Annotated in this window: 24 protein-coding genes; 18 read left to right on the top strand and 6 right to left on the bottom strand. The window is 71.4% G+C overall.

Annotated elements, in window-relative coordinates:
- Positions 1 to 58: 58 nt before the first annotated feature.
- Together D5S19_RS18910 and D5S19_RS18905 are read left to right on the top strand one after the other, a co-directional pair.
- Positions 59 to 547 (top strand): hypothetical protein, encoded by a 489-nt coding sequence (locus D5S19_RS18910; RefSeq protein ID WP_147397452.1) that lies wholly within the window; start codon positions 59 to 61, stop codon positions 545 to 547.
- An 11-nt stretch (positions 548 to 558) separates the two neighbouring features.
- Positions 559 to 1,380: a hypothetical protein gene (locus D5S19_RS18905; protein WP_120024669.1), complete on the top strand. Its 822-nt coding sequence runs from the start codon at positions 559 to 561 to the stop codon at positions 1,378 to 1,380.
- Here the strand turns inward: D5S19_RS18905 and D5S19_RS31755 are convergent.
- From D5S19_RS31755 to D5S19_RS18890, 3 genes are all read right to left on the bottom strand, one after another.
- Complete coding sequence (locus tag D5S19_RS31755; RefSeq protein ID WP_147397450.1) at positions 1,353 to 2,024, bottom strand: hypothetical protein; 672 nt, start codon at positions 2,022 to 2,024, stop codon at positions 1,353 to 1,355. The two genes, D5S19_RS18905 and D5S19_RS31755, sit on opposite strands and share 28 nt — an antisense overlap.
- Before the next feature lie 53 nt (positions 2,025 to 2,077).
- A complete protein-coding gene (locus D5S19_RS31750) occupies positions 2,078 to 2,392 on the bottom strand; it encodes a hypothetical protein (RefSeq protein WP_147397449.1) in 315 nt (104 codons plus the stop codon).
- Positions 2,393 to 2,609: 217 nt separating this feature from the next.
- Positions 2,610 to 3,761, bottom strand: a complete 1,152-nt coding sequence (locus D5S19_RS18890; RefSeq protein WP_120024666.1) for an LLM class flavin-dependent oxidoreductase — start codon at positions 3,759 to 3,761, stop codon at positions 2,610 to 2,612.
- A gap of 257 nt (positions 3,762 to 4,018) precedes the next feature.
- Here D5S19_RS18890 and D5S19_RS34195 point away from each other — a divergent pair, with 257 nt between their 5' ends.
- Positions 4,019 to 4,405 carry an SbtR family transcriptional regulator gene (locus D5S19_RS34195; protein ID WP_407641761.1) on the top strand — a complete coding sequence of 129 codons (387 nt, stop codon included), beginning with the start codon at positions 4,019 to 4,021 and terminating at the stop codon, positions 4,403 to 4,405.
- 286 nt (positions 4,406 to 4,691) lie between these two features.
- Here the strand turns inward: D5S19_RS34195 and D5S19_RS18880 are convergent, their stop codons facing one another.
- Positions 4,692 to 4,874: a hypothetical protein gene (locus D5S19_RS18880; RefSeq protein WP_147397447.1), complete on the bottom strand. Its 183-nt coding sequence runs from the start codon at positions 4,872 to 4,874 to the stop codon at positions 4,692 to 4,694.
- Positions 4,875 to 5,012: 138 nt separating this feature from the next.
- Here D5S19_RS18880 and D5S19_RS18875 point away from each other — a divergent pair, with 138 nt between their 5' ends.
- On the top strand, positions 5,013 to 5,483 hold the full coding sequence (locus D5S19_RS18875) for a winged helix-turn-helix domain-containing protein (RefSeq protein ID WP_120024664.1): 471 nt from the start codon (positions 5,013 to 5,015) through the stop codon (positions 5,481 to 5,483).
- Between the two features lie 3 nt (positions 5,484 to 5,486).
- Here D5S19_RS18875 and D5S19_RS18870 read toward each other — a convergent pair whose 3' ends face one another.
- Together D5S19_RS18870 and D5S19_RS18865 are read right to left on the bottom strand one after the other, a co-directional pair.
- Positions 5,487 to 5,726, bottom strand: a complete 240-nt coding sequence (locus D5S19_RS18870) for a hypothetical protein (protein ID WP_120024663.1) — start codon at positions 5,724 to 5,726, stop codon at positions 5,487 to 5,489.
- A complete protein-coding gene (locus tag D5S19_RS18865; RefSeq protein ID WP_233574030.1) occupies positions 5,723 to 6,832 on the bottom strand; it encodes an acyl-CoA dehydrogenase family protein in 1,110 nt (369 codons plus the stop codon). The genes D5S19_RS18870 and D5S19_RS18865 overlap by 4 nt, the downstream gene beginning before the upstream one ends.
- 167 nt (positions 6,833 to 6,999) lie before the next feature.
- Here D5S19_RS18865 and D5S19_RS18860 point away from each other — a divergent pair, with 167 nt between their 5' ends.
- The 14 genes from D5S19_RS18860 (at position 7,000) to D5S19_RS18795 (ending at position 19,024) form a co-directional block, all read left to right on the top strand.
- Complete coding sequence (locus D5S19_RS18860) at positions 7,000 to 8,109, top strand: LLM class flavin-dependent oxidoreductase (protein WP_120024661.1); 1,110 nt, start codon at positions 7,000 to 7,002, stop codon at positions 8,107 to 8,109.
- A complete protein-coding gene (locus D5S19_RS18855; protein ID WP_120024660.1) occupies positions 8,106 to 8,762 on the top strand; it encodes an alpha/beta hydrolase in 657 nt (218 codons plus the stop codon). The genes D5S19_RS18860 and D5S19_RS18855 overlap by 4 nt, the downstream gene beginning before the upstream one ends.
- Complete coding sequence (locus D5S19_RS18850) at positions 8,717 to 9,193, top strand: RrF2 family transcriptional regulator (protein WP_233574029.1); 477 nt, start codon at positions 8,717 to 8,719, stop codon at positions 9,191 to 9,193. The genes D5S19_RS18855 and D5S19_RS18850 overlap by 46 nt, the downstream gene beginning before the upstream one ends.
- Positions 9,194 to 9,281: 88 nt before the next feature.
- Positions 9,282 to 9,710 carry a cupin domain-containing protein gene (locus tag D5S19_RS18845; RefSeq protein ID WP_120024659.1) on the top strand — a complete coding sequence of 143 codons (429 nt, stop codon included), beginning with the start codon at positions 9,282 to 9,284 and terminating at the stop codon, positions 9,708 to 9,710.
- Entirely contained in the window at positions 9,707 to 10,411 is a 705-nt protein-coding gene (locus D5S19_RS18840) for a DsbA family oxidoreductase (RefSeq protein WP_120024658.1), read from the top strand. Before D5S19_RS18845 ends, D5S19_RS18840 begins: the two co-directional genes overlap by 4 nt.
- A 139-nt stretch (positions 10,412 to 10,550) precedes the next feature.
- Positions 10,551 to 10,988 carry a type 2 periplasmic-binding domain-containing protein gene (locus tag D5S19_RS18835; RefSeq protein ID WP_120024657.1) on the top strand — a complete coding sequence of 146 codons (438 nt, stop codon included), beginning with the start codon at positions 10,551 to 10,553 and terminating at the stop codon, positions 10,986 to 10,988.
- A complete protein-coding gene (locus D5S19_RS18830; RefSeq protein WP_120024656.1) occupies positions 10,985 to 11,788 on the top strand; it encodes an ABC transporter permease subunit in 804 nt (267 codons plus the stop codon). Before D5S19_RS18835 ends, D5S19_RS18830 begins: the two co-directional genes overlap by 4 nt.
- A 9-nt stretch (positions 11,789 to 11,797) precedes the next feature.
- Positions 11,798 to 12,766, top strand: coding sequence for an ABC transporter substrate-binding protein (locus D5S19_RS18825; protein ID WP_120024655.1), 969 nt, complete (start codon positions 11,798 to 11,800; stop codon positions 12,764 to 12,766).
- Positions 12,763 to 13,461, top strand: coding sequence for an ABC transporter ATP-binding protein (locus D5S19_RS18820; RefSeq protein WP_120024654.1), 699 nt, complete (start codon positions 12,763 to 12,765; stop codon positions 13,459 to 13,461). Before D5S19_RS18825 ends, D5S19_RS18820 begins: the two co-directional genes overlap by 4 nt.
- Entirely contained in the window at positions 13,458 to 14,921 is a 1,464-nt protein-coding gene (locus tag D5S19_RS18815) for an FAD-dependent oxidoreductase (RefSeq protein ID WP_120024653.1), read from the top strand. The genes D5S19_RS18820 and D5S19_RS18815 overlap by 4 nt, the downstream gene beginning before the upstream one ends.
- Positions 14,918 to 15,271: a 4Fe-4S dicluster domain-containing protein gene (locus tag D5S19_RS18810; RefSeq protein ID WP_120024652.1), complete on the top strand. Its 354-nt coding sequence runs from the start codon at positions 14,918 to 14,920 to the stop codon at positions 15,269 to 15,271. Before D5S19_RS18815 ends, D5S19_RS18810 begins: the two co-directional genes overlap by 4 nt.
- A complete protein-coding gene (locus D5S19_RS18805; RefSeq protein WP_120024651.1) occupies positions 15,268 to 16,314 on the top strand; it encodes an LLM class flavin-dependent oxidoreductase in 1,047 nt (348 codons plus the stop codon). The genes D5S19_RS18810 and D5S19_RS18805 overlap by 4 nt, the downstream gene beginning before the upstream one ends.
- The gene (locus tag D5S19_RS18800; protein WP_120024650.1) at positions 16,311 to 18,536 is read left to right on the top strand and encodes a molybdopterin-dependent oxidoreductase; all 2,226 of its coding nucleotides are present in this window, start codon (positions 16,311 to 16,313) and stop codon (positions 18,534 to 18,536) included. Before D5S19_RS18805 ends, D5S19_RS18800 begins: the two co-directional genes overlap by 4 nt.
- Positions 18,533 to 19,024, top strand: coding sequence for a flavin reductase family protein (locus tag D5S19_RS18795; RefSeq protein ID WP_120024649.1), 492 nt, complete (start codon positions 18,533 to 18,535; stop codon positions 19,022 to 19,024). Before D5S19_RS18800 ends, D5S19_RS18795 begins: the two co-directional genes overlap by 4 nt.
- Positions 19,025 to 19,055 lie beyond the last annotated feature (31 nt).

The following is a 19,055-nucleotide window of genomic DNA, read 5'->3' as shown; positions in this document are numbered from 1 at the left end:
CACCGAACGACGATGCCGAAGGACCATGATGAATCCGCCCAGATGCGAATTCTCCGAGATGACGCTCTCCTATGTCCTGTCCACCGACCCCGACCCGCTACAGCCCAGCCCGAGCGAGGGTGAACTCGCGCGCTGCGACCTGCGACTCACCGTCACCAACCCCACCTCCGCTCCGGTGTACTGCACGGGAATCAGCATCCTGCTGCCGGTCGGCCCGCTCGGCGTGCAGCTGGCCACGACCGGGCTGGGGATCACCGGGGTCGCCGCGCCCGCCACCTGGACGGTGGCCGCGCCACAGGAGGACGTGCTGATCATCGTCCCGCAGGACGGTGCCGCGCGGTTCACCGAAAATCCCCATGGAAACCGGGAAACCGTGACCCCGGCGTTGACGGTCTGGCTCCGGCAGATCCGCGTCAACCGCAGGGTCGGCTCGGCGGACGTGATCATCCGGGAGACCGTCTCGGCCACCACGCACGGACCCTGGACCGAGAACTCGGGGACCTGCGAAGTGACGAAGTTCTCCGCCCGGGCCGCCACCACCTCGTGAGGAGCTCGACCATGTCCACGACCGCGGACTTCACCGCCCACGTTCTCAACCAGGGAAACACTCGCGAAGCCGCTCCCGCCACCTTGGTCACGCCCGGCGCCACCGTGGTGCTGCACTGGTCCGGCCCGGTAGGCGAGCACACGCTATACAGCGATCGCAAGCCCGAGGGGGAGCCGTTCTCCTCCCCCTTCGCCGCCACCGACATCCAGCGCGACACCGTCTTCACCCTCAAGTCCATTGTAGACCGTGAAATCCGCTACGACACCATCACCGTCACGGTCGACAAGCCGACGCTGCCGGGCTTGGCGGGCCTGGCAGAGCTGGCGGGCGGCGGGCGTGTGGTGCTGACCGTCACGGGCACCCGGAACCCGGCGGCATCCGTCGGTGGCGAAATGCGTGTCGCCGGCGCGGTCGAGGGCGCGAACCTGGCGTTCCCCGCCAAGGCCACGCTCGGCCCCGTGACGGTCACCGGCACGGTGAGGGGGTCGGACGCCGCGCTGGACGTCGGCGACCTGCGCGTCGACGGAACACTGACAAGCAAGAAGTCGCTGGCTCCCCGGGGCCGTGTGAGCCTGTTCGGCGAACCGTCCATTCACGAGGGAGGAAGCGGCTGGTCGGAGCAGATGTCCACCGATGGGTTCGTGGTGGGCGCCCCGCTGCCCTATTCGGACAATCCGCTGATCGCGTGCACGGTGGAAGGAACAAACCAACCGACGATACAGGTGCAGGGCGCCAGCGGGGCCGCCTTGCCCGTCATGGAAAACGACCAAGTGACCCAAACTCAGGGTGGGCCGGATCCTCGCTACTACGTGGTGCCGTTCGGCACCGGCTGACCCGGCTCGTCTCCGCGCTGGTCATCCGAGCCTCGCCGGTCCGCTCGGCTGCTCTCACAACGGACACCAGTATCCGTGCCCACACAGCACTGATGCGCAACTTCTTCCGCAACGTCTCCGCGGAGATCGGTCGTCGATGCTTGGCACGGTTGGTCTCCTAGCTTCGTGTCGCTGAGGGGACAGACGGCCATCTCGTCCTCGGATGATGTGGGTTCGACCGCTGGAACAGCCCCCGCTGCTTCCGAGCAGATCTGCGCCAGTTCGGGATCATCGTCGTCCGCCTGCCGGCACAGCGTCGCGGCCAGCGAGTCCAGCCTCGCGACGAGATCCTCTTCGGACGGGCGGGCGAGCCCTCCGACTGTGTTGAGCGCGACCACGACGTCCGACGCCGCTTCGCCGGGCGGCCGCTGATGCACCGTGAAGGTGAAAGCGCGCAGCTTCGAGGCGACATCGGCCGCAACGAGCGTCCGGGCGACATGCGCCAGCTTGAGACGGGGACCGAAGCGCCGACGGAAGCCATGGTCATCGCTCGTGTCTTCGAACTCGAGATGGACCAGCGCGGCGGCGGCCCGTTCCAATTCCCGGGGAACGCCGGCGGACTGCACGTAGCACAGGCACGTGTACGGGCTGGGCAGGCCGATCAAGCGGTGGTCCAGTCAATCGTAGGTCTCGCGAAGGGTGAACGGGCGCACCGCGATCATCGCGGTGAAAGCGCTGTCCAAGGCGTCGCGCACCGGGATGCCGCGCAGTTCGAACGAAGCGAGCGCATCGTCGGACACCGAAACCAGGAACACGCAGTTGCCGACGCCGAAACGGTCTTGATCTCGTTGACGAACTCGTGCGCCTGCGCCGGTTCGGCGAATTTGTCCAGCTCGTCGATCGCGATCACGATGCCGGAGATCTCCCTGGCGCGGATCAGCGTCGTCGCCGTGTGCCGCAGGAAGCCGCGCAGCTGATCGACCACCTCGGGCTGGGTCAGCGGCTGTTCGGCGTGCGCGACAGAGCGGGTCACAGTCAGGCCGAGCGACCGCGGGCCGTCGACTTTGCCGGACCAGCCGCTGGTGCAGGGTCTGCAGGAACCGGATCCGGCGCAGCTGTTCTGCGGCCGGCGCGGCGAGCGCCCGCATCGGTTCGTCCAGCTGGCGCAGCCGGCGGCCGCCTTCGATCCCGGTCAGAATGCGCGGCCGTCGCCGGGTACGGGGCACAGCGCGAGGTGACCGATCGGCGGCTCACCTGGCCGGAGCGCGGTGCGGCCTGCCTTCGACCAGGCTCGCCGCGTCCGCGACGGTGCGCCCGCGCACGGCCGGGCGGCCGCCGTACGGGTCGTCGTCGGTCCACAGCGTCGTAGGCGCCGCCTGCCGCACAATCGGGGCGACCTCCGCGGCGAACCGTTCGAGCATGTCCAGCTGCTGCTCGTGCGGGATCATCGTCGGCAGGCTGAACGACTGCAGGTCGTGCCCGAAAGCCTCGTGCCACCACAGGATCTTCTCCGCGATCTGCTGCGCGCTGCCGACGAGGACCGGACCGAGCTCGATCGCGTCGTCGATCGTCGGGAACTCCATCGCGTTGCCCGGGGTGTGGTTTCCCGGCTGGTTGAAGAAGGCGACGATCTTCTCGTAGGTCGGGCCGAACGCCTCCCGGGCTTCCCGCGTGCTGTCGGCCAGGTACAAGAACCCCGCGCCGGCGCCGACGAAGGCGAACCGCGGATCGTGGCCGTGTTCGGCGTACAGCTTCCGGTAGTGCTCGATCAGCACGGTGTAATTGTCCCGCGGCTGGATCGCGTTGGCGGAGAAGAGCGGATCACCCCACTTGGCCGCCAGCTCGGCCGAGGTCCGCGTGGTCGCCGAGCCATGCCAGATCCGGGGCGCGCCGGCGAACGGGCGCGGCAGGCTCGTCACCCCGTGCAGCGGGCCACGGAACCGACCCTCCCAGGTGAGTTCCTCCTCACGCCAGAGCCGGCGCAGCAGCTCGTACTTCTCGGCCAAGGCATCCCACTGGTCGCCGTTCTCGATGCCGAACATCGGCAGCTGGCGCAGCTCGTTGCCCTTGCCGATGACCAGCTCCAGCCTGCCACGCGAAAGCTGGTCCACGGTGGCGTAGTCTTCCGCCACGCGCAGCGGGTCCTGGATCGACAGCACCGCGACGCCGGTCTGGACCCGGACCCGGGAGGTCGTCGCGGCGATCGCGCCGAGCAGCACGGTCACACCGCTGCTCAGGAACTGGCCCGCGTGGCGTTCGCCGAGTGCGACGGCGTCGTAGCCGAACTCCTCCGCATAGCGCGCCGAAGTCAGCGCCTGGGCGAACCGCTCGTCGGTGCGGACCCGGCGACCGGTCACCGGGTTGCTCAGGTGGGGCAGGATGTCCAGAACCTGGAATCTCATGCGGTCATCGTGCCGAGGACGGACCGCGCGCGGTCAAGTCGTTCCACGCACCGGGCAGTGGCGCGCCACGACATCGACAGCACACGATCACCCAGCCGATTCCGTGCCCAGGCCGGACCCGGACCAGAACGGGGATGCGCGTACCGGCATGCCGTGCTGCGCCATCCCGACATACGCGATCAGGGAGGTCACGGCGGTGTTCCGCCGCACCAGTCATTGCGGCAGGCGTGGTACCGCGTCGAGCAAAGCCTTCGTATATGCATGCCCAGGCGCGTCGAACACCGCCTTCGCAGGACCCCCTTTCACGATGCGGCCGTCCTTCATCACCACTCGCCTGCCAGGCCGAGTGTCTCCCCAGCGCGCAGTGTCAGCGACACGCCGCGGCCCGCTCGGCGTTCGACTCTCGCGGGGCCGAAGCCTCGCTCGAGGAGATCGCGCGCTGCAGACGTGGCCATCGGAACGCTGTACTGGCATTTCCCGACCCGCGAGACGTGGGCATCAGGCCCGACGTCACACCCGGAGAGCTCTTCACGATCATCACCGCGACGGCCTGGGCAGGCGCGAATTCCCCATCAGGTCGTGACCAGAGCACCCGGCTGCTCGAGATCGTCCTGGACGGGATCGCCACACCGCCGCAGCCTTGACGCGCCACGGGCACCGCACGTCCCGGGCGACAAGGGCACCTCTTCGCACAGACCCCACCTCAGCCGGTCGGACGCCGCAGGGCCGACGCAGATCGTCGTCGTGTCGCCGGCGAGGCCGCTGACGACCGCGCGAGGGCCGGACGCCGCCCTCAGACGCTGACCGCGAGGCCGCCGTCACCACTGCGAACGCGCCCGGCGCAGGTGCTCGACATGCCTCGCGGGACAGGCCCCGCCGACCGCGAACCGACGCCAAGATCACGCTGCCCGCACTCCGCGAGAACATCGCCTACCGCCGAGGCCGGCCGTGGTCGCCTGTGGCTTGATCACCCCATTCTCTGCGCACGATCCGGTCGAAGGCCGCGAGTTCGGCCGCCGTGCACACCCGCCGCTCCGGCAGGATTCCGCGCGGCGGCGGAATCGAGGCCCAGCCTTGGAAAGCCTTCGCGAGGAAATCGAGGATCGTGGTCACACCGACCATTGTCGGGCATCGCCCGCCCCTGTCCAGAGCATGAGACAACTCCACTGTGGACAGTGCGCGGCGCCGTCAAGCCGTTCCAGACGGCGGACGCGCTACGCGGCCGCGGCGGACACGGCCACAATCGCGGCCATGACGATCCAGCCGCAGCGATCCGAGTCGCTCCACCTGACCATCCGGATCGACCTCACGGGCCGGGCCGGCGACGCGGCGACCGTCGCCGGCCTGCTGACAACGGCGCTGGACGGCCTGGCCGGCGTCGAGGTCGAGCCCGCGCCGAAGCGTCCGCACCTGAGCCTGGTGCCGGACCCGTTGCTGCGCATCGAAACCGGGCCGCGGCGCGCGCTCCTGCTGGGCAGGCCGCTCGCGTTGACCCGGCTGGAATTCGACCTGCTGCGATTCCTGCGAGCCCACCCGGACCGGGTGTTCACGCGGGCAGCGCTGAAGACGGCGCTGTGGCCAGGCCGGCGCGGCGGCGACCGGACAGTGGACGTCCATGTCCGGAAGGTGCGCGCGAAACTGGAACCCTACCTGGACCCGATCACCACCGTCCGCGGCGTCGGCTACCGGTTCGAGGGATCGGCGCCGGTCGCGTTGGCGTGAGGCTCAGGCGGGGATCGCGTCGAGCCGCCGTTCCCACTCCGGGTATTTCGCGAGCTTCGCCGGATGCGAGGCGACGATCTTCGCGCCGGTCTCGGAGTCGGCGTCGTCGGTGAACCGCACGGCGGAAAGCCGCGCCAGGCTGGGGAGGATCACCTCGTCCCCGGCCAGGCGCACGGGGTCGTGGACGTACCGCTCCTGCGCGGCCGGCCGCTTCTGGTCGGCGGGCCCGCCGGCTGACCTCACGCCAGGATCGACCGGCCCAGCCCGGTCAGCACGGCGTCGTCCTGCGGGGCGTGGACGCGGCTGCACAGCACGTCCCGGTAGTGCCGCTGCAGCGCATTGGCCCGGGTCAGTCCGGGGTTCCCGGCCAGCGCGACCGCCTGCTCGACCGCTTCGATCAGCAGCCGCGTCGCGAGCACCTTCGCAACGCCCGCTTGCGCCGCCGCGCCGGGATCGCCCTCGTCGACCCGGCGGGCGAGTCCGAAAAGGAGCTCCTCGGCGCCGGTGATCCGGGCCGCGATCTCCCCCACTCCGGTCTCGAATCTCGGCAGCGTGGACAGGGGTCTGCCGAGTCCGCTCGGGACGCGTTCGCGCAGGAATCCGGTGAGCCAGTCGAGCGCGTTGCGGGCGACGCCGAGGTAGATCGCCGGGAGCGCCAGCGGGAACGTCAGGACCGGCGGACGCTGGGTGTCCGGTGTGGACAGTCCGGAGGCGCCCGCCGCGGGGACGTCGGCGAACACGACGTCGTGGCTGGCGCTCGCGCGCAGGCCGAGGTGGTCCCAGGTCGGCTCGATCGCGATGCCCGGCTCGCCGGCGCGCACCAGGAACCCGCCGACCCGCGGCGAAGGCTCGTCGGTGCGGGCCCAGACGATCATCCAGCGCAGCCCTTCCGAACCGGTCGAGTAGATCTTGCGGCCGGACAGGCGCCAGCCGTCCGCGGTGTGGCGGGCGATCGTCGCGGGCAGGCCGCCGCGGGTCGGCGAGCCCAGCTCGGGTTCGACCCGCAACGCGTTGATCAAGACCGGGCCGGGTCCGGCGAGCGCTTCGCGGTAGAGGTCTTCGGGCCAGGTCGGATCCACCGCCTGCGCGCCGTGGACGAACAGAGTCATCGCCGTCACCAGCGCCACCGACGGGTCGCCGCGACCCAGCTCCGCCAGCAGCCGGGCGGTGTCGAGCACGCCCGCGCCCGGACCGCCGTAGCGCGGGTGCACGGTCGTGGTCAGCAATCCCGCCTCGTGCACCAGAGCGACGCCCTCGTGCGGGAACGTCGCGTCACGATCGTGTTCGCCGGCCCGCTCCGCCAATTTCGCAACGATGGCAGGCAAAGCGGCCAGGTCGGACTGCGGCACGGGCACGGGTACCTCCGGAGAAGTCGGGACGCGCCGCGACGATAAGCCGCCCGGGCCGGCCAGGCCAGAGCCGTCCAGCAAATGGACACGTGAGGATGCCCAATTGACACCGCGGGCCGCGTACCGTTCTCTGGCAGGGCGTTCTTCTTGCGGCGAAAGGAAACCAGATGCCCGTCGAGTTCGTCGGCATGATCGGAACCCAGGACGCGAGCGAGACCCGGCCCGCCCGGGGACCGGTCGTCGACCCCGCCTACGTCCGCCGGTTCGCCCGTGCGCACGAGGACGGCGGCTTCGACCGCGTGCTCATCGGCTACGGCGCCGGCTGGCCGGAAGGCCAGCAGGTCGCCGCCTACGCCGCCGCGCACACCGAGCGCCTCGGCCTGCTTGTCGCCCACCGCCCCGGGTTCGTCGCGCCGACGCTGGCCGCGCGCGCGTTCGCCACGCTCGACCACTTCAGCGGCGGCCGGGTCGCGGTGCACACCATCACCGGCGGCAGCGACGTCGAGCAGGCCCGCGACGGCGACTATCTGCCCAAGGACGAGCGGTACGAGCGGACCGACGAATACCTGGAGATCCTCAAGCGCGCCTGGACATCCGGTACCGCGTTCTCCCACCATGGCAAGCACTACCGGCTCGAGGGCTACACCCCGCAGGTGCGGCCGCTGCAGAACCCGCGGATCCCGTTGTACTTCGGCGGTTCGTCGGAGGCGGCCTACCGGGTCGGCGGCAGGCACGCCGACGTGTTCGCGCTCTGGGGCGAGCCGCTCAGGGAGACGGCCGAGCAGATCGCGTCCGTCCGTGCCGCGGCGCAGGCGGCCGGCCGGCTCACGCCGCCCCGGATCAGCGTGTCGTTCCGGCCGATCCTCGCCCCGACCGAGGAACTGGCGTGGGAACGCGCCGAACGGATCCTCGACCAGATCGTCGCGAGCGGCGCGGCGAAAGCGGCGCGCGAATGGCGCGACGGCGGACCGCCGGCCAATGTCGGCAGCGTCCGGCTGCTCACCGCGGCCGCGAAGGCCGACCGCCACGACCGTGCACTGTGGACACCGCTCGCCACGGCGACCGGCGCCGCCGGCAACTCCACCGCGCTGGTCGGCACCCCGGAAACGGTGGCCCAGGCACTGCTGGACTACGTCGACATCGGCGTCACCACCCTGCTGATCCGCGGTTACGACCCACTCGACGACGCGATCGACTACGGCAGGCATCTGCTGCCGCTGGTGCGCTCCGAGCTGGCCCGCCGCGAGCGCCGTCCCGCCGCGGCGGCCGCCGTATGACGCGCTGGGCCCCACCGGAGGGCGTGCCCGTCCGCGGCACGATCGCGCTGCTGCCCGGGCGCGGCGAGCACCCCGGCCTCTACCGCCGGCTCGGCACCCGGCTGGCCTTCGACGGCTACCGGGTGGTCGCCGTCGCGTCCCCGGACGACGTCGCGGGCGAACTCCGCGGCAGCCCGGTCCCCGTCGTCCTGCTCGGCAACGACACCGGCGCGATCGAGGCCCTCACCCTCGGCGCGCGGCTGCCGGTGCACGCGGTCGTCGCGGCCGGTCTGCCGCTGTCGGCCGAGGCCGTCCCGGACCGCTCGTGGGAGGCCGAACTCGACGCGCGAACGGCGTGTCCGGTCCACCGCGACCTCCTGGAGGGCGACGAGGTGTTCCGGCGCGGTGCCCTGTTCTCCGCGCCCGCCGACCTCCCCTCGGTCCTGCCGCGCGTCCCCGTGCTCGTCCTGCACGGCGGCGCAGACCCGGTCACCGGCCCCAAGGCCGCCCGCGCGTTCGCGGAGATGCTCCTGGCCGCCCGGTTCGTCCAGGTCGAGGGCGGGCGGCACGACGTGCTCAACGACGTCGCGCACCGCAGCGTCGCCGCCGAGGTCGTCCAGTTCCTGGAATGGCTGCGCACCGGGACGCGCGGACCGGTCCTGGCCCGGGGATGATGGCGGGCATGCGCATCTCGGCAAGGGCGGACTACGCGATCAGAGTGCTGCTGGAGCTCGCCGCCGACACCACGCGGCCGATCACCTGCGAAGCCGTCGCGGCCGGCCAGGACATCCCGGCCCGGTTCATCAAGGCGATCATGCGCGACCTCCGCCAGGCCGGGCTCGTCCGCAGCCAGCGCGGATGCGAAGGCGGCTACTGGCTGGCCCGGACCGCCCGCGAGATCACCGTCCGGGACGCGGTCGTGGCAGTCGACGGCGAGTTTCTTTCCGTGCGCGGCGAGCCGCGCCCGGCACTGTCTTATCACGGCACAGCCGCCGGGCTGGCCCCGTTCTGGTCCGGCGTCGAAACCGGCCTCGACGCGCTGCTGCGCGCGACCACGATCGCCAATCTGCTCACCGGCGCGGCCCCGGCCCGCGTCGCCACCTGAAAGGCGTCCAGGACCTCCGAGTGCTCACCTGTCGGCTACCACCAGGAGTGTGCCGGATAGCTCACTCCCAGAACTGATGAGGACCCCGATGACCGACCTCTGGCACCAGCCGCTGCGCCATATTCGCGGCGCGGACCTCACCGGCGACACCAACCAGACCACCGGGATGACCCGGCTCGAAGCGATCTCCGGCAAGACCGTGGGCTCGTCGAAAGTCTGGATGGGCGAGACGCACGTCGCTCCGGTCACCAACTCGGGCGACCACCACCACGGCGAGGCCGAGACGGCGATCTACGTCAAATCGGGCCACCCGGTGTTCGTCTTCGCCGACGGCGAGGAGGAAATCCGGATCGAGACCGGGCCCGGCGACTACATCTTCGTGCCGCCCTACGTCCCCCACCGCGAGGAGAACCCTGCCGACGAAGAAGCGGTCGTCGTCATCGCGCGCAGCAGTCAGGAAGGCATCGTCGTCAACCTGCCGAGCCTCTGGTCCCCGGTCGACGTGCCCGGGCAATGACCGTGACGCCGGCGCTCGAAGTCGTCGAGTACACCGACCCCGCCTGCCCGTGGGCATGGGGGTCGGAGCCGAAATTCCGCTTCCTGCGGGCGAAACTGCCCGGTGCCCGGTGGCGCCGGGTGTTCGGCATCCTCTTCGACGACGACGAGGACCCGGCACCGGACCCCGCCGCCGAGGCCGCGTGGTACGCGAAGTTCATCGACACCGTCAGCGAGCACACCGGCGCCCCGAAACCGGCGCACCTGGCCTGGGTGGCACGCACCAGCTGGCCGTCGTCGCTCGCCGCGAAAGCCGCTGAAGCTCAAGGGGAAACCGTCGCCGACCTCGTGCTGTGGCGGCTGCGGGAAACGACGTTCGTGCACGGCACTCCGGCCGACGACACCGAACGGGCGCTCGCCGCCGTCGCCGGCGTGCCCGGGCTCGACCTCGGCCTGCTGCGCACTGCCATGGAAAGCGACGAAGCCCGCGCTTGCGTACGCGAGGACTGGCGGGAGACGCGGAACCCATGCCCGGAAGTCCTCGACATCACCGCGCCCGGCCCGCACAGCGGCCGCGCGAAGCATCTCGAACACCACGTCCGCTACGCCCTGCCGACGCTGACCTTCACCGGCCGCGGCGGCCGGTTCGTCGTGCCCGGCTGGCGCCCGCTGCGCGAATACCTCGACGCCGCACGCGCCGCGACCGGCGCTCGTCCACTGTAGACGTTTCCCGGCTCGTGGGAATCCCGCCGCGAGCGTTGACTCTCCCCGGACACGGGGGAGAATAGACACACGCCGGTGCCTATTTCACCCGGCATCCGTCACCGGATTTCCGCGGCCGACACCGCATTGGAGCTCCCGTATGCCTTCGAAACCCCGGCTCGTCCCGCTCGTGGCCGCCGCCCCGCTCGGCCTCTCCGCACTCACCGCGTGCGGATCGTCCCCTTCGGACGCCTCCGGCGAGGTCGTGCCGCGCGTCGGCGACCAGACCGGCACCACCCAGTCCCGGCTCAAGACGGCCGGGCTGTTCGACAATCGGCCGGACCGGATCGAGTGCTCCCCCGCGTGGCCGGGGAACAACCCGGACGCGTTCGGCAGGCGGTACGCGGGGTTCGCGCGCCGGGCCCCGGGGCTCGCCGCCCAGATCCGCCCGGAAGAGACCGCCTACCAGCGCATCCCGGTGGACGCCGCGCTCGCCGCCCAGCCGCGGAAGACGTACGGCACCTGGGTCCGCCAGGGCTTGTTCCCTGGCGGCAGGAAGCTCAGCGAATTCATAGACCCCGGGCTGGGCTCTCGATGACCGCGGTCTTCGCACGACCGGCCGCGCGGACGCGGTTCCCGTATCGGACCGTGTCCTGGCTGACGCCGGTGGCCGTGCTCGCGCTGTGGGAGATCCTCGCACGGACCGGACTGCTGCCGAAGCAGGTGCTTCCGGCGCCGAGCAGCGTCCTGGCCAAGGCCGCCGACCTGATCGCCGACGGCGAGCTGCCGTCGAACCTGCTCGCCAGCCTGCAGCGGTCGGCGACCGGATTCGTCATCGGCGCGATCCTCGGGCTCGGCGCCGGCCTGCTGGTCGGACTGTCCAAAGTGGCCGAAGCGCTGTTGGACCGCAGCATCCAGATGGTCCGCGCGGTCCCGTTCCTCGCGATCCTGCCGCTGGTGATCGTCTGGTTCGGCATCGGAGAGGCCGGGAAGATCTTCCTGATCGCGCTCGGCACCGCCGTCCCGCTGTACCTGACCACGGTGCTCGGCATCCGCCAGATCGACCCGAAACTCCTGGAGATGACCCACATCGTGGGTCTCGGCCGGGCCGCCCGGATCCGCTGGGTCGTGCTGCCCGGGGCGCTGCCGTCGATCCTCGGCGGGCTGCGTCTCTCGCTCACCGCGGCGTGGCTCGCCCTGGTCATCGCCGAAACCCTCGGCGCGGACGCGGGACTCGGGTTCATGGCCACCAACGCCCGGGAATTCCTGCAGACCGACGTGATCGTGCTCGTCGTGCTCATCTACGCGGCGATCGGGATCCTCTGCGATCTCGTCACCCGCCTGCTCGAACGCCGGCTGCTGCGCTGGCACCCCACCTACGCCCGCCTGACCGCCTGAGGACCCGCCATGACACTCTCCCGCCGCACGTTCCTGACCGCCGCCGGGCTCACCGCCCTCGCCGCCCCGCTCGCCGCCTGCGCCGCCGGCTCGGCCGGCGGCGGCGCCTCAGGCAAAGTCCGGCTCACCTACAGCACCATCTCGGTGCCCAAGTCCCGTGGCGTGCTGGAGAAAACGTTGAAGGACCAGGGCATCGCCGTGGAGTGGGTCGGCCCGTTCCCCAACCACGCGCCGACGCTGCAGGCGGTCGTCGGCGGCACCGCCGACTTCAGCTTCGGCGGCAGCACCACCCCGGCGGACCAGGCGATCCTTTCCGGCGCCGACCTCGTCTACGCAGCCTGGGCCACGTCGAACCCGCGGACCACCGCGATCCTCGCCGGCGCGCACACCGGCATCCAGAAGGTGCCCGATCTGGCGGGCAGGACGGTCGCCGTCAACAAGGCCGGGCTCGGCGAATTCCTGCTGGTCGCGGCGCTGGAGAAGTACCACGTGCCGCGCGAGTCGGTGAAGGTCACCTACTTGAACCCGCCGGAGGCGTCCGCCGCGTTCGGCGCCGGGAAGATCGATGCCTGGGCCATCTGGCAGGGCTTCCGCGAGATCGCCGAAGTCCAGTACGGCGCCCGCCCGATCTTCGTCGACGGCGACGAACTGGACTTCCAGATCGACTTCAGCAGCTACCTCGTCCGCCGCGACTACGCCGAGCGCAACGCCGACACGATCCGCAAGGTGATCTCCGCGTTCCAGGCCGACTACGAGTGGCAGAACCAGCATTACAAGCAGGCTCTCGACATCGGCAACTCCGTTTCGCACTACCCGCAGCCGGTACTGGACAAGATGGCCTCGAAGAACGTGCAGACGAAGCTGTCGCTGATCAACGACGAGGGGATCGCGCAGCTGCAGCGCGGTGCCGACTGGCTCACCCAGCGCAAGATCCTCAGCGGCCCGATCACCATCGCCGACCACGCCGTGAAGCTGTGAGCACCGCCGTGCGCGTGCGCGCGCTTACCAAGAGCTTCGGACCGCGGACCGTCCTCAACGGACTCGACCTCGACCTCGCACCCGGCGAATTCGTCGCCCTGATCGGCGAAAGCGGCTGCGGCAAGACGACCTTGCTGCGGCTGCTCGCGGGGCTCGACTCCGCCGACGGCGGCGAGCTGGACGCGCCGGCCGAACGCATGGTGGTGTTCCAGGAACACCGGCTGCTGCCGTGGCGGCGGGTCTGGCAGAACGTCGCCATCGGCCTGCCCCGCGAAGCCGCCGCCCACGCGCTGACCGAAGTCGGCCTGGGCGGGCACCTCGACGCGTGGCCCGCGACGCTGTCCGGCGGCGAGGCCCAGCGCGTCGCGCTCGCCCGGGCGCTGGTGCGCGAGCCGCGGCTGCTGTTGCTCGACGAGCCGTTCGCCGCGCTGGACGCGCTCACCCGGATCAAGATGCAAGCCCTGGTCCGGGATCTGGTGGACGCGCACCGGCCGGCCGTCCTGCTGGTCACCCACGACGTCGACGAGGCCATCCTCCTCGCCGACCGGGTGGTGGCGCTGCGATCCGGGCGGCTCGCCGCCGAACACCGCGTCGACTTCGCGGGCGAACGCAGCCGCCGCAACCCCGGGTTCGACGATCTGCGGACCCGGCTCCTCGCCGAACTCGGCGTCGCCGAACTGGCCGAAGCCCGGTGAACGCCGACGTGCTGGTCATCGGAGGCGGCCTCGCGGCGACCTGGACCGCCGTGGCCGCCGCCCAGGCCGGTGGGGACGTCGTCCTGGCGGACAAGGGCTACTGCGGCACCAGCGGCGTCACCGCCACCGCCGGCGTGACGCACTGGTTCGTCCCCCCTTCCCGGCACGAAGCCGCGATCGCCGAACGGCATGCGCACGCGGGTGGGCTCGCGGATCCCGAACAGACGCTGCGGGTCCTGAGAACAACGTGGGAGCGACTGCCCACTTTGGACAAGCACTACCCGTTCCCGATGCAGGACGGCGAACCGGACCGCACCCACAACGTCCGAGGACCCGAGTACCTGCGCGCGATGCGAGGCCTGGTCCACCGTGCCGGCGTCCGGATCCTCGACCACCACCCGGCCCTGGAACTGCTGCTGCGCCCGGACGGTTCCGTCGGCGGCGCGGCCGGAGTCCGACGGCAGGCAGGCGGCAACTGGCAGGTCCGCGCGGGCGCGGTCGTGCTGGCAACTGGCGGCACAGCGTTCCGCTCGCACCTGCTCGGCTCACGCGGCAACACCGGCGACGGCCACCTGATGGCCGTCGAAGCCGGCGCCCGGCTCTCCGGCATGGAGTTCTCGAACTACTACACCCTCGCCCCGGCGTATTCGACGATGGCGCGATCGATGACGTACCTGTTCGGCACATACACCGACGCCGACGGCCGCCGGATCGACCTCCCACCCGGCGCGGACCGCACCCGCGTCCTCGCCACGGCGATGCTGCGCGGCCCGGTATTGGCCACCCTCGACCGGGCGCCAGGGTGGGTGCGCCGGAAGATGCCCGTGGTGCAGCCGAATTTCCTGCTGCCGTTCGCCCGTCGCGGGATCGATCCCTACACCCAGCCGTTCGAGGTCACGCTGCTGGGCGAGGGCACCATCCGCGGGGTCGGCGGCCTCGTGGTCTCGGCCCCGGACTGCGCCACAGGGGTGCCCGGGCTGTTCGCCGCCGGGGACGTCGCGAGCCGGGTGCCGATCGTCGGCGCAATCTCCGGCGGCGGATCTCCCAATTCGGCGTGGGCGGTGTCCTCGGGCACGTGGGCCGGGCGCGCAGCGGTCCGGTACGCCCGCTCGGCGACGTTCGCGCCGGTGCGGCCGTCCGGACGTGCCGGGATCCGGCCGAGCCGGCGACCGTCCGCAGTGGACACCACCGCCGTGATCGGCGCCGTCCGCGAAGAACTCAACGCCTACGACAAGAACATGTTCCGTGACGAGCACGGCCTCCGTTCCTCTTTGTCCATATTGGACGGCCTGTGGGCGGAGGTCGAAGGCGGGCTCACCGGCATCGGACGGAACGCCTTGGTCGCCCGCGAGACCGCCTCCCTCGTCGCCATGGGCCGCTGGGTGAAGGAAGCCGCGCTCCGCAGGCGGGAGACCCTCGGCATGCACTGGCGGACCGACGGGCAGGAGGCCGCCGCGTGATCGAACTCGTCCTCGCCGAGCGCTGCATCGCCTGCGACAAATGCGTCCGCATCTGCCCCAGCGACGTCTTCGACGCCGTCCCCGACGCCCCGCCGGTCATCGCCCGGCAGGACGACTGCCAGACGTGCTTCCTGTGCGAGCTGTACTGCCCGGCCGACGCGCTGTTCGTCGACCCCGAGTGCCGCACGCCCGTCGCCGTCGACGAAACCGCAGTCCGGGCCTCGGACTGGCCCGCGCAGTACCGGCGCGACTCCGGCTGGGGCCGGGCCCGCAGCACCCACGCCAACGAAAGCTGGCGGATGAGCGACATCTTCGCCGCTGCCCGCGCCATCGGACAGGAGACCCCGTGACCCTCGAGTTCATCGGCTACGCCGCCGGCCGCCAGAGCAGCGAAACCGTCGCGCCGGACGGCCCGGTCATCCAGCCGGACTACCTGCGCGAAGTCGCCCGCACACACGAGGAATCCGGGTTCGACCGAGTGCTGATCGCCCAGTCGGCGAGCAGCCCGGACGGTTTCGTGCTCGCCGACCAGGTCCTGGCCGCCACCGAGCGGCTCGGCGTCCTGCTCGCCCACCGGCCCGGGTTCGTCGCGCCCACCCAGCTGGCCCGCAAGTTCGCCACGCTGGACGCGTTCCACCCCGGCCGGATCGCGCTGCACGTCATCACCGGCGGCGACGACGCCGACCAGGCCCGCGACGGCGATTTTGCCGACAAGCCCACTCGCTACCGCCGCACCGACGACTTCCTCGCCGTAGTGCGGCGGACCTGGGACTCGGCCGAGCCGTTCGACCACGAAGGCGAGTTCTACCGCGTCCGCGGCGCCCGCTCGGACATCCGCCCCGAGGGCCGGATCCCGGTCTACTTCGGCGGCGCGTCCGCCGACGCCATCCGGGTCGGCGCGAAACACGCCGACGTCTACGCCTTCTGGGGCGAGCCCCTCGCCGGGATCGCCGAACGTATCGGCCAGGTCAAGGCGGCCGCGCACGGCCCGGAACTCGCGTTCAGCGTCAGCCTGCGCCCGATCCCCGCGGCCACCGAAGCGCAAGCCTGGGACCGCGCCCGCCACATCCTGCGGCTCACCCGCGACCGCGCCGACGAGTTCCGCCGCCGCGACTCCAGAGGATCCGCGGGTTCGCAACGCCTTCTGCGAGCGGCGGCGACCGGCGAAGTAGTCGACGAGCGCCTGTGGACCGCAGTGGCGAAAACGACCGGTGCGGCCGGGAACTCCACGGCACTCGTCGGCAGCTACGAACAGGTCGCGGACTCGCTGCTCGACTACACCCGCCTCGGCGTCAGCACGCTGCTGATCCGCGGGTTCTCGCCGCTCGCCGACGCCCGCGACTACGGCACGCTCGTGACGCTGGTCCGAGACGCGGCTGCCGTCGGCGCATGAAACCGAGTACGTCGCACTGGGGAGCGTTCTCGGCCGAGACCGCCCCGGACGGACGGCTGCGCGTCGAGCCGCACCCGGCCGACCCGGCGCCGTCACCGCTGCTGGGCAACCTGGCCGCCGCGCTGGACGATCCGAGCCGGGTGGCCAGGCCCGCGGTCCGCCGCGGCTGGCTGGAGAACGGTCCCGGCCCGGACTCCCGGCGCGGCCGCGACAAGTTCGTCGAGCTCCCCTGGGAGGACGTTCTCGACCGGCTCGCCGCCGAACTGGACCGTGTCCGGCGCGAGCACGGCAACCAGGCGATCTTCGGCGGCTCGTACGGCTGGGCGAGCGCCGGGCGGTTCCACCACGCACAGAGCCAGCTCCACCGCTTCCTGAACACGATCGGCGGCTTCACCGCCTCGCGCAACACCTACAGCAACGGGACGTCGTCGGTGCTGCTGCCGCACGTCGTCGGCGACTCCCACGCCGTGCTTCGCCAGGCCTCGACCTGGCCGACGATCGCCGAGCGGACTGAGCTGATCGTCGCGTTCGGCGGGATGCCGGAGAAGAACGTGTACGTCACGCCGGGCGGGGTGACCCGGCACCAGACCTCCGCGCACCTCGCGCGGCTGGGCGGCCGGGTCGCCCTCATCAGCCCGCTGCGCGACGATCTACCGTCCACAGTGGATGCGAGGTGGTATCCGGTCCGGCCCGCCACGGACACCGCGTTGATGCTGGCGCTGGGCCACACGCTCGTCGCCGAAAACCTGCACGACCGCGCTTTCCTTGACCGCTACTGCGTCGGCTACCCGGAGTTCGAGCGATCCCTGCTCGACAAAACCCCCGAGTGGGCGGCCGGGATCACCGGCATCCCGGCCGCCGACATCGTGGCCCTCGCCCGGGAAATGGCCGCGCATCGGACGTTGATCACCGTGACGTGGTCGCTGCAGCGCACCGAACACGGCGAACAACCGGTCTGGGCGGCGATCGCGCTCGCGGCCATGCTGGGCCAGATCGGCTTGCCGGGCGGGGGGTTCGGCCACGGCTACGGCTCGATGGGCGACGTCGGCGACACCGGCCCCGAGCTGCGCGTCCCGTCCCTGCCCCAGGGCGTCAACCCGGTGGACGAGTACATCCCGGTCGCGCGGATCGCCGATCTGCTGCTGTGCCCGGGCGAGGCCTACGACTACAATGGCGAAGTCCGCCGCTATCCCGATATCCGGCTCGTGTACTGGGCCGGCGGCAATCCGTTCCACCACCACCAGGACCTCAACCGGCTGCGGCGCGCCTTCACCCGCCCGGACACCGTCGTCGTCCACGAACCGCACTGGACGGCCACCGCCCGGCACGCCGACATCGTCCTGCCGGCGACGACCTCCTTGGAACGCGAAGACCTCGGCTCGGGCCGCCGGGACACGCATCTGATCGCGATGCACCGGATCGCCGAGCCCGCGGGAGAAGCACGCGACGACTACGCGACTTTCGCCGCGCTGGCCGACCGGCTCGGCGTTTCGACGGCGTTCACCGAAGGGCGCACCCCGCGGCAGTGGCTGGAACACCTCTACGGCGAGTGGGGCGACGAACCGTCGTTCGCCGACTTCTGGGCGGCCGGCGAACTGCCGCTGCCGCCAGGACGCGAGCACCACACACTGTTCGCGGACTTCCGCGCCGCCCCGCAAGCGCACCCGTTGCGGACCCCCAGCGGCCGCATCGAGATCACGTCGGCGACCATCGCGGGCTTCGGCTACCCGGACTGCCCCGGCCACCCGGTGTGGCTGCCGCCGACCGAGACCGGGCCGCTGTGGCTCATCGCGAACCAGCCGCACACCCGCCTGCACAGCCAGCTCGACGCGGGCGAAGTGAGCCAGGCGGGCAAGGTGGCGGGCCGCGAGGCGATCCGCCTGAACCCAGGCGACGCGGCTTCCCGCGGCATCGCGCCCGGCGACGTCGTCCGGGTGTTCAACACGCGCGGCGCGTGCCTGGCGGGCGCGGTCCTCGACGACGCCGTGCGCCCCGGAGTGGCCCAGCTCCCGACCGGCGCGTGGTTCGACCCGGTCGACGATCACCCGGCAGGCCCGCTGTGCGCACACGGCAACCCCAACGTCCTGACCGCGGACATCCCGTCGTCGCGACTGTCCCAAGGCTGCGCCGGCCAGCACGCGGCAGTGGACGTCGAACGCTACACCGGCCCGGTCCCCCCAGTGCGGGCCCTGCGGCCACCAATCGAGAGAGGGAACGCATGATCGAGTTGCAGCCCGTGACATCGAACAGCCGCCTGCGCGAAGCGTTCGGCGCCTTCCCTTCCGGCGTGACGGCCGTGTGCGCCCTCGTCGACGGCATGCCCCATGGGATGGCAGCCAGCTCCTTCACCTCGGTGTCGCTGTCGCCGCCACTGGTATCGCTGTGCATCCAGCGCACATCGTCTACCTGGCCCCGCCTGCGCGACCGGCCCCGCCTGGGCCTGAGCGTCCTGGCGGAAGGACAAGACGAAGCGGCGCTGCGGCTGTCGGCCCGCACAGACGACCGTTTCCGCGACGTTCCGTGGGACGCAGGGCCCGGCGGCAGCGTATTTCTCAGCGGATCCAGTGCATGGCTGCAGTGCTCGGTGCACGAGGAAGTCCCGGCTGGCGACCACCTGATCGCCCTGCTGGAAGTCCACAGCCTCCGCACGGCACCGGCCCCGCCCCTGGTCTTCCACGGCAGCCGCTTCCGCCGGCTCGCGGCGGTCTGACTGCTGCTCGGCGCCGCTTCCGCGCCATACC

It is taken from the genome of Amycolatopsis panacis (assembly GCF_003600245.1).
GTDB lineage: Bacteria > Actinomycetota > Actinomycetes > Mycobacteriales > Pseudonocardiaceae > Amycolatopsis > Amycolatopsis sulphurea.
This window is presented reverse-complemented; position numbering and strand designations above follow the sequence as displayed.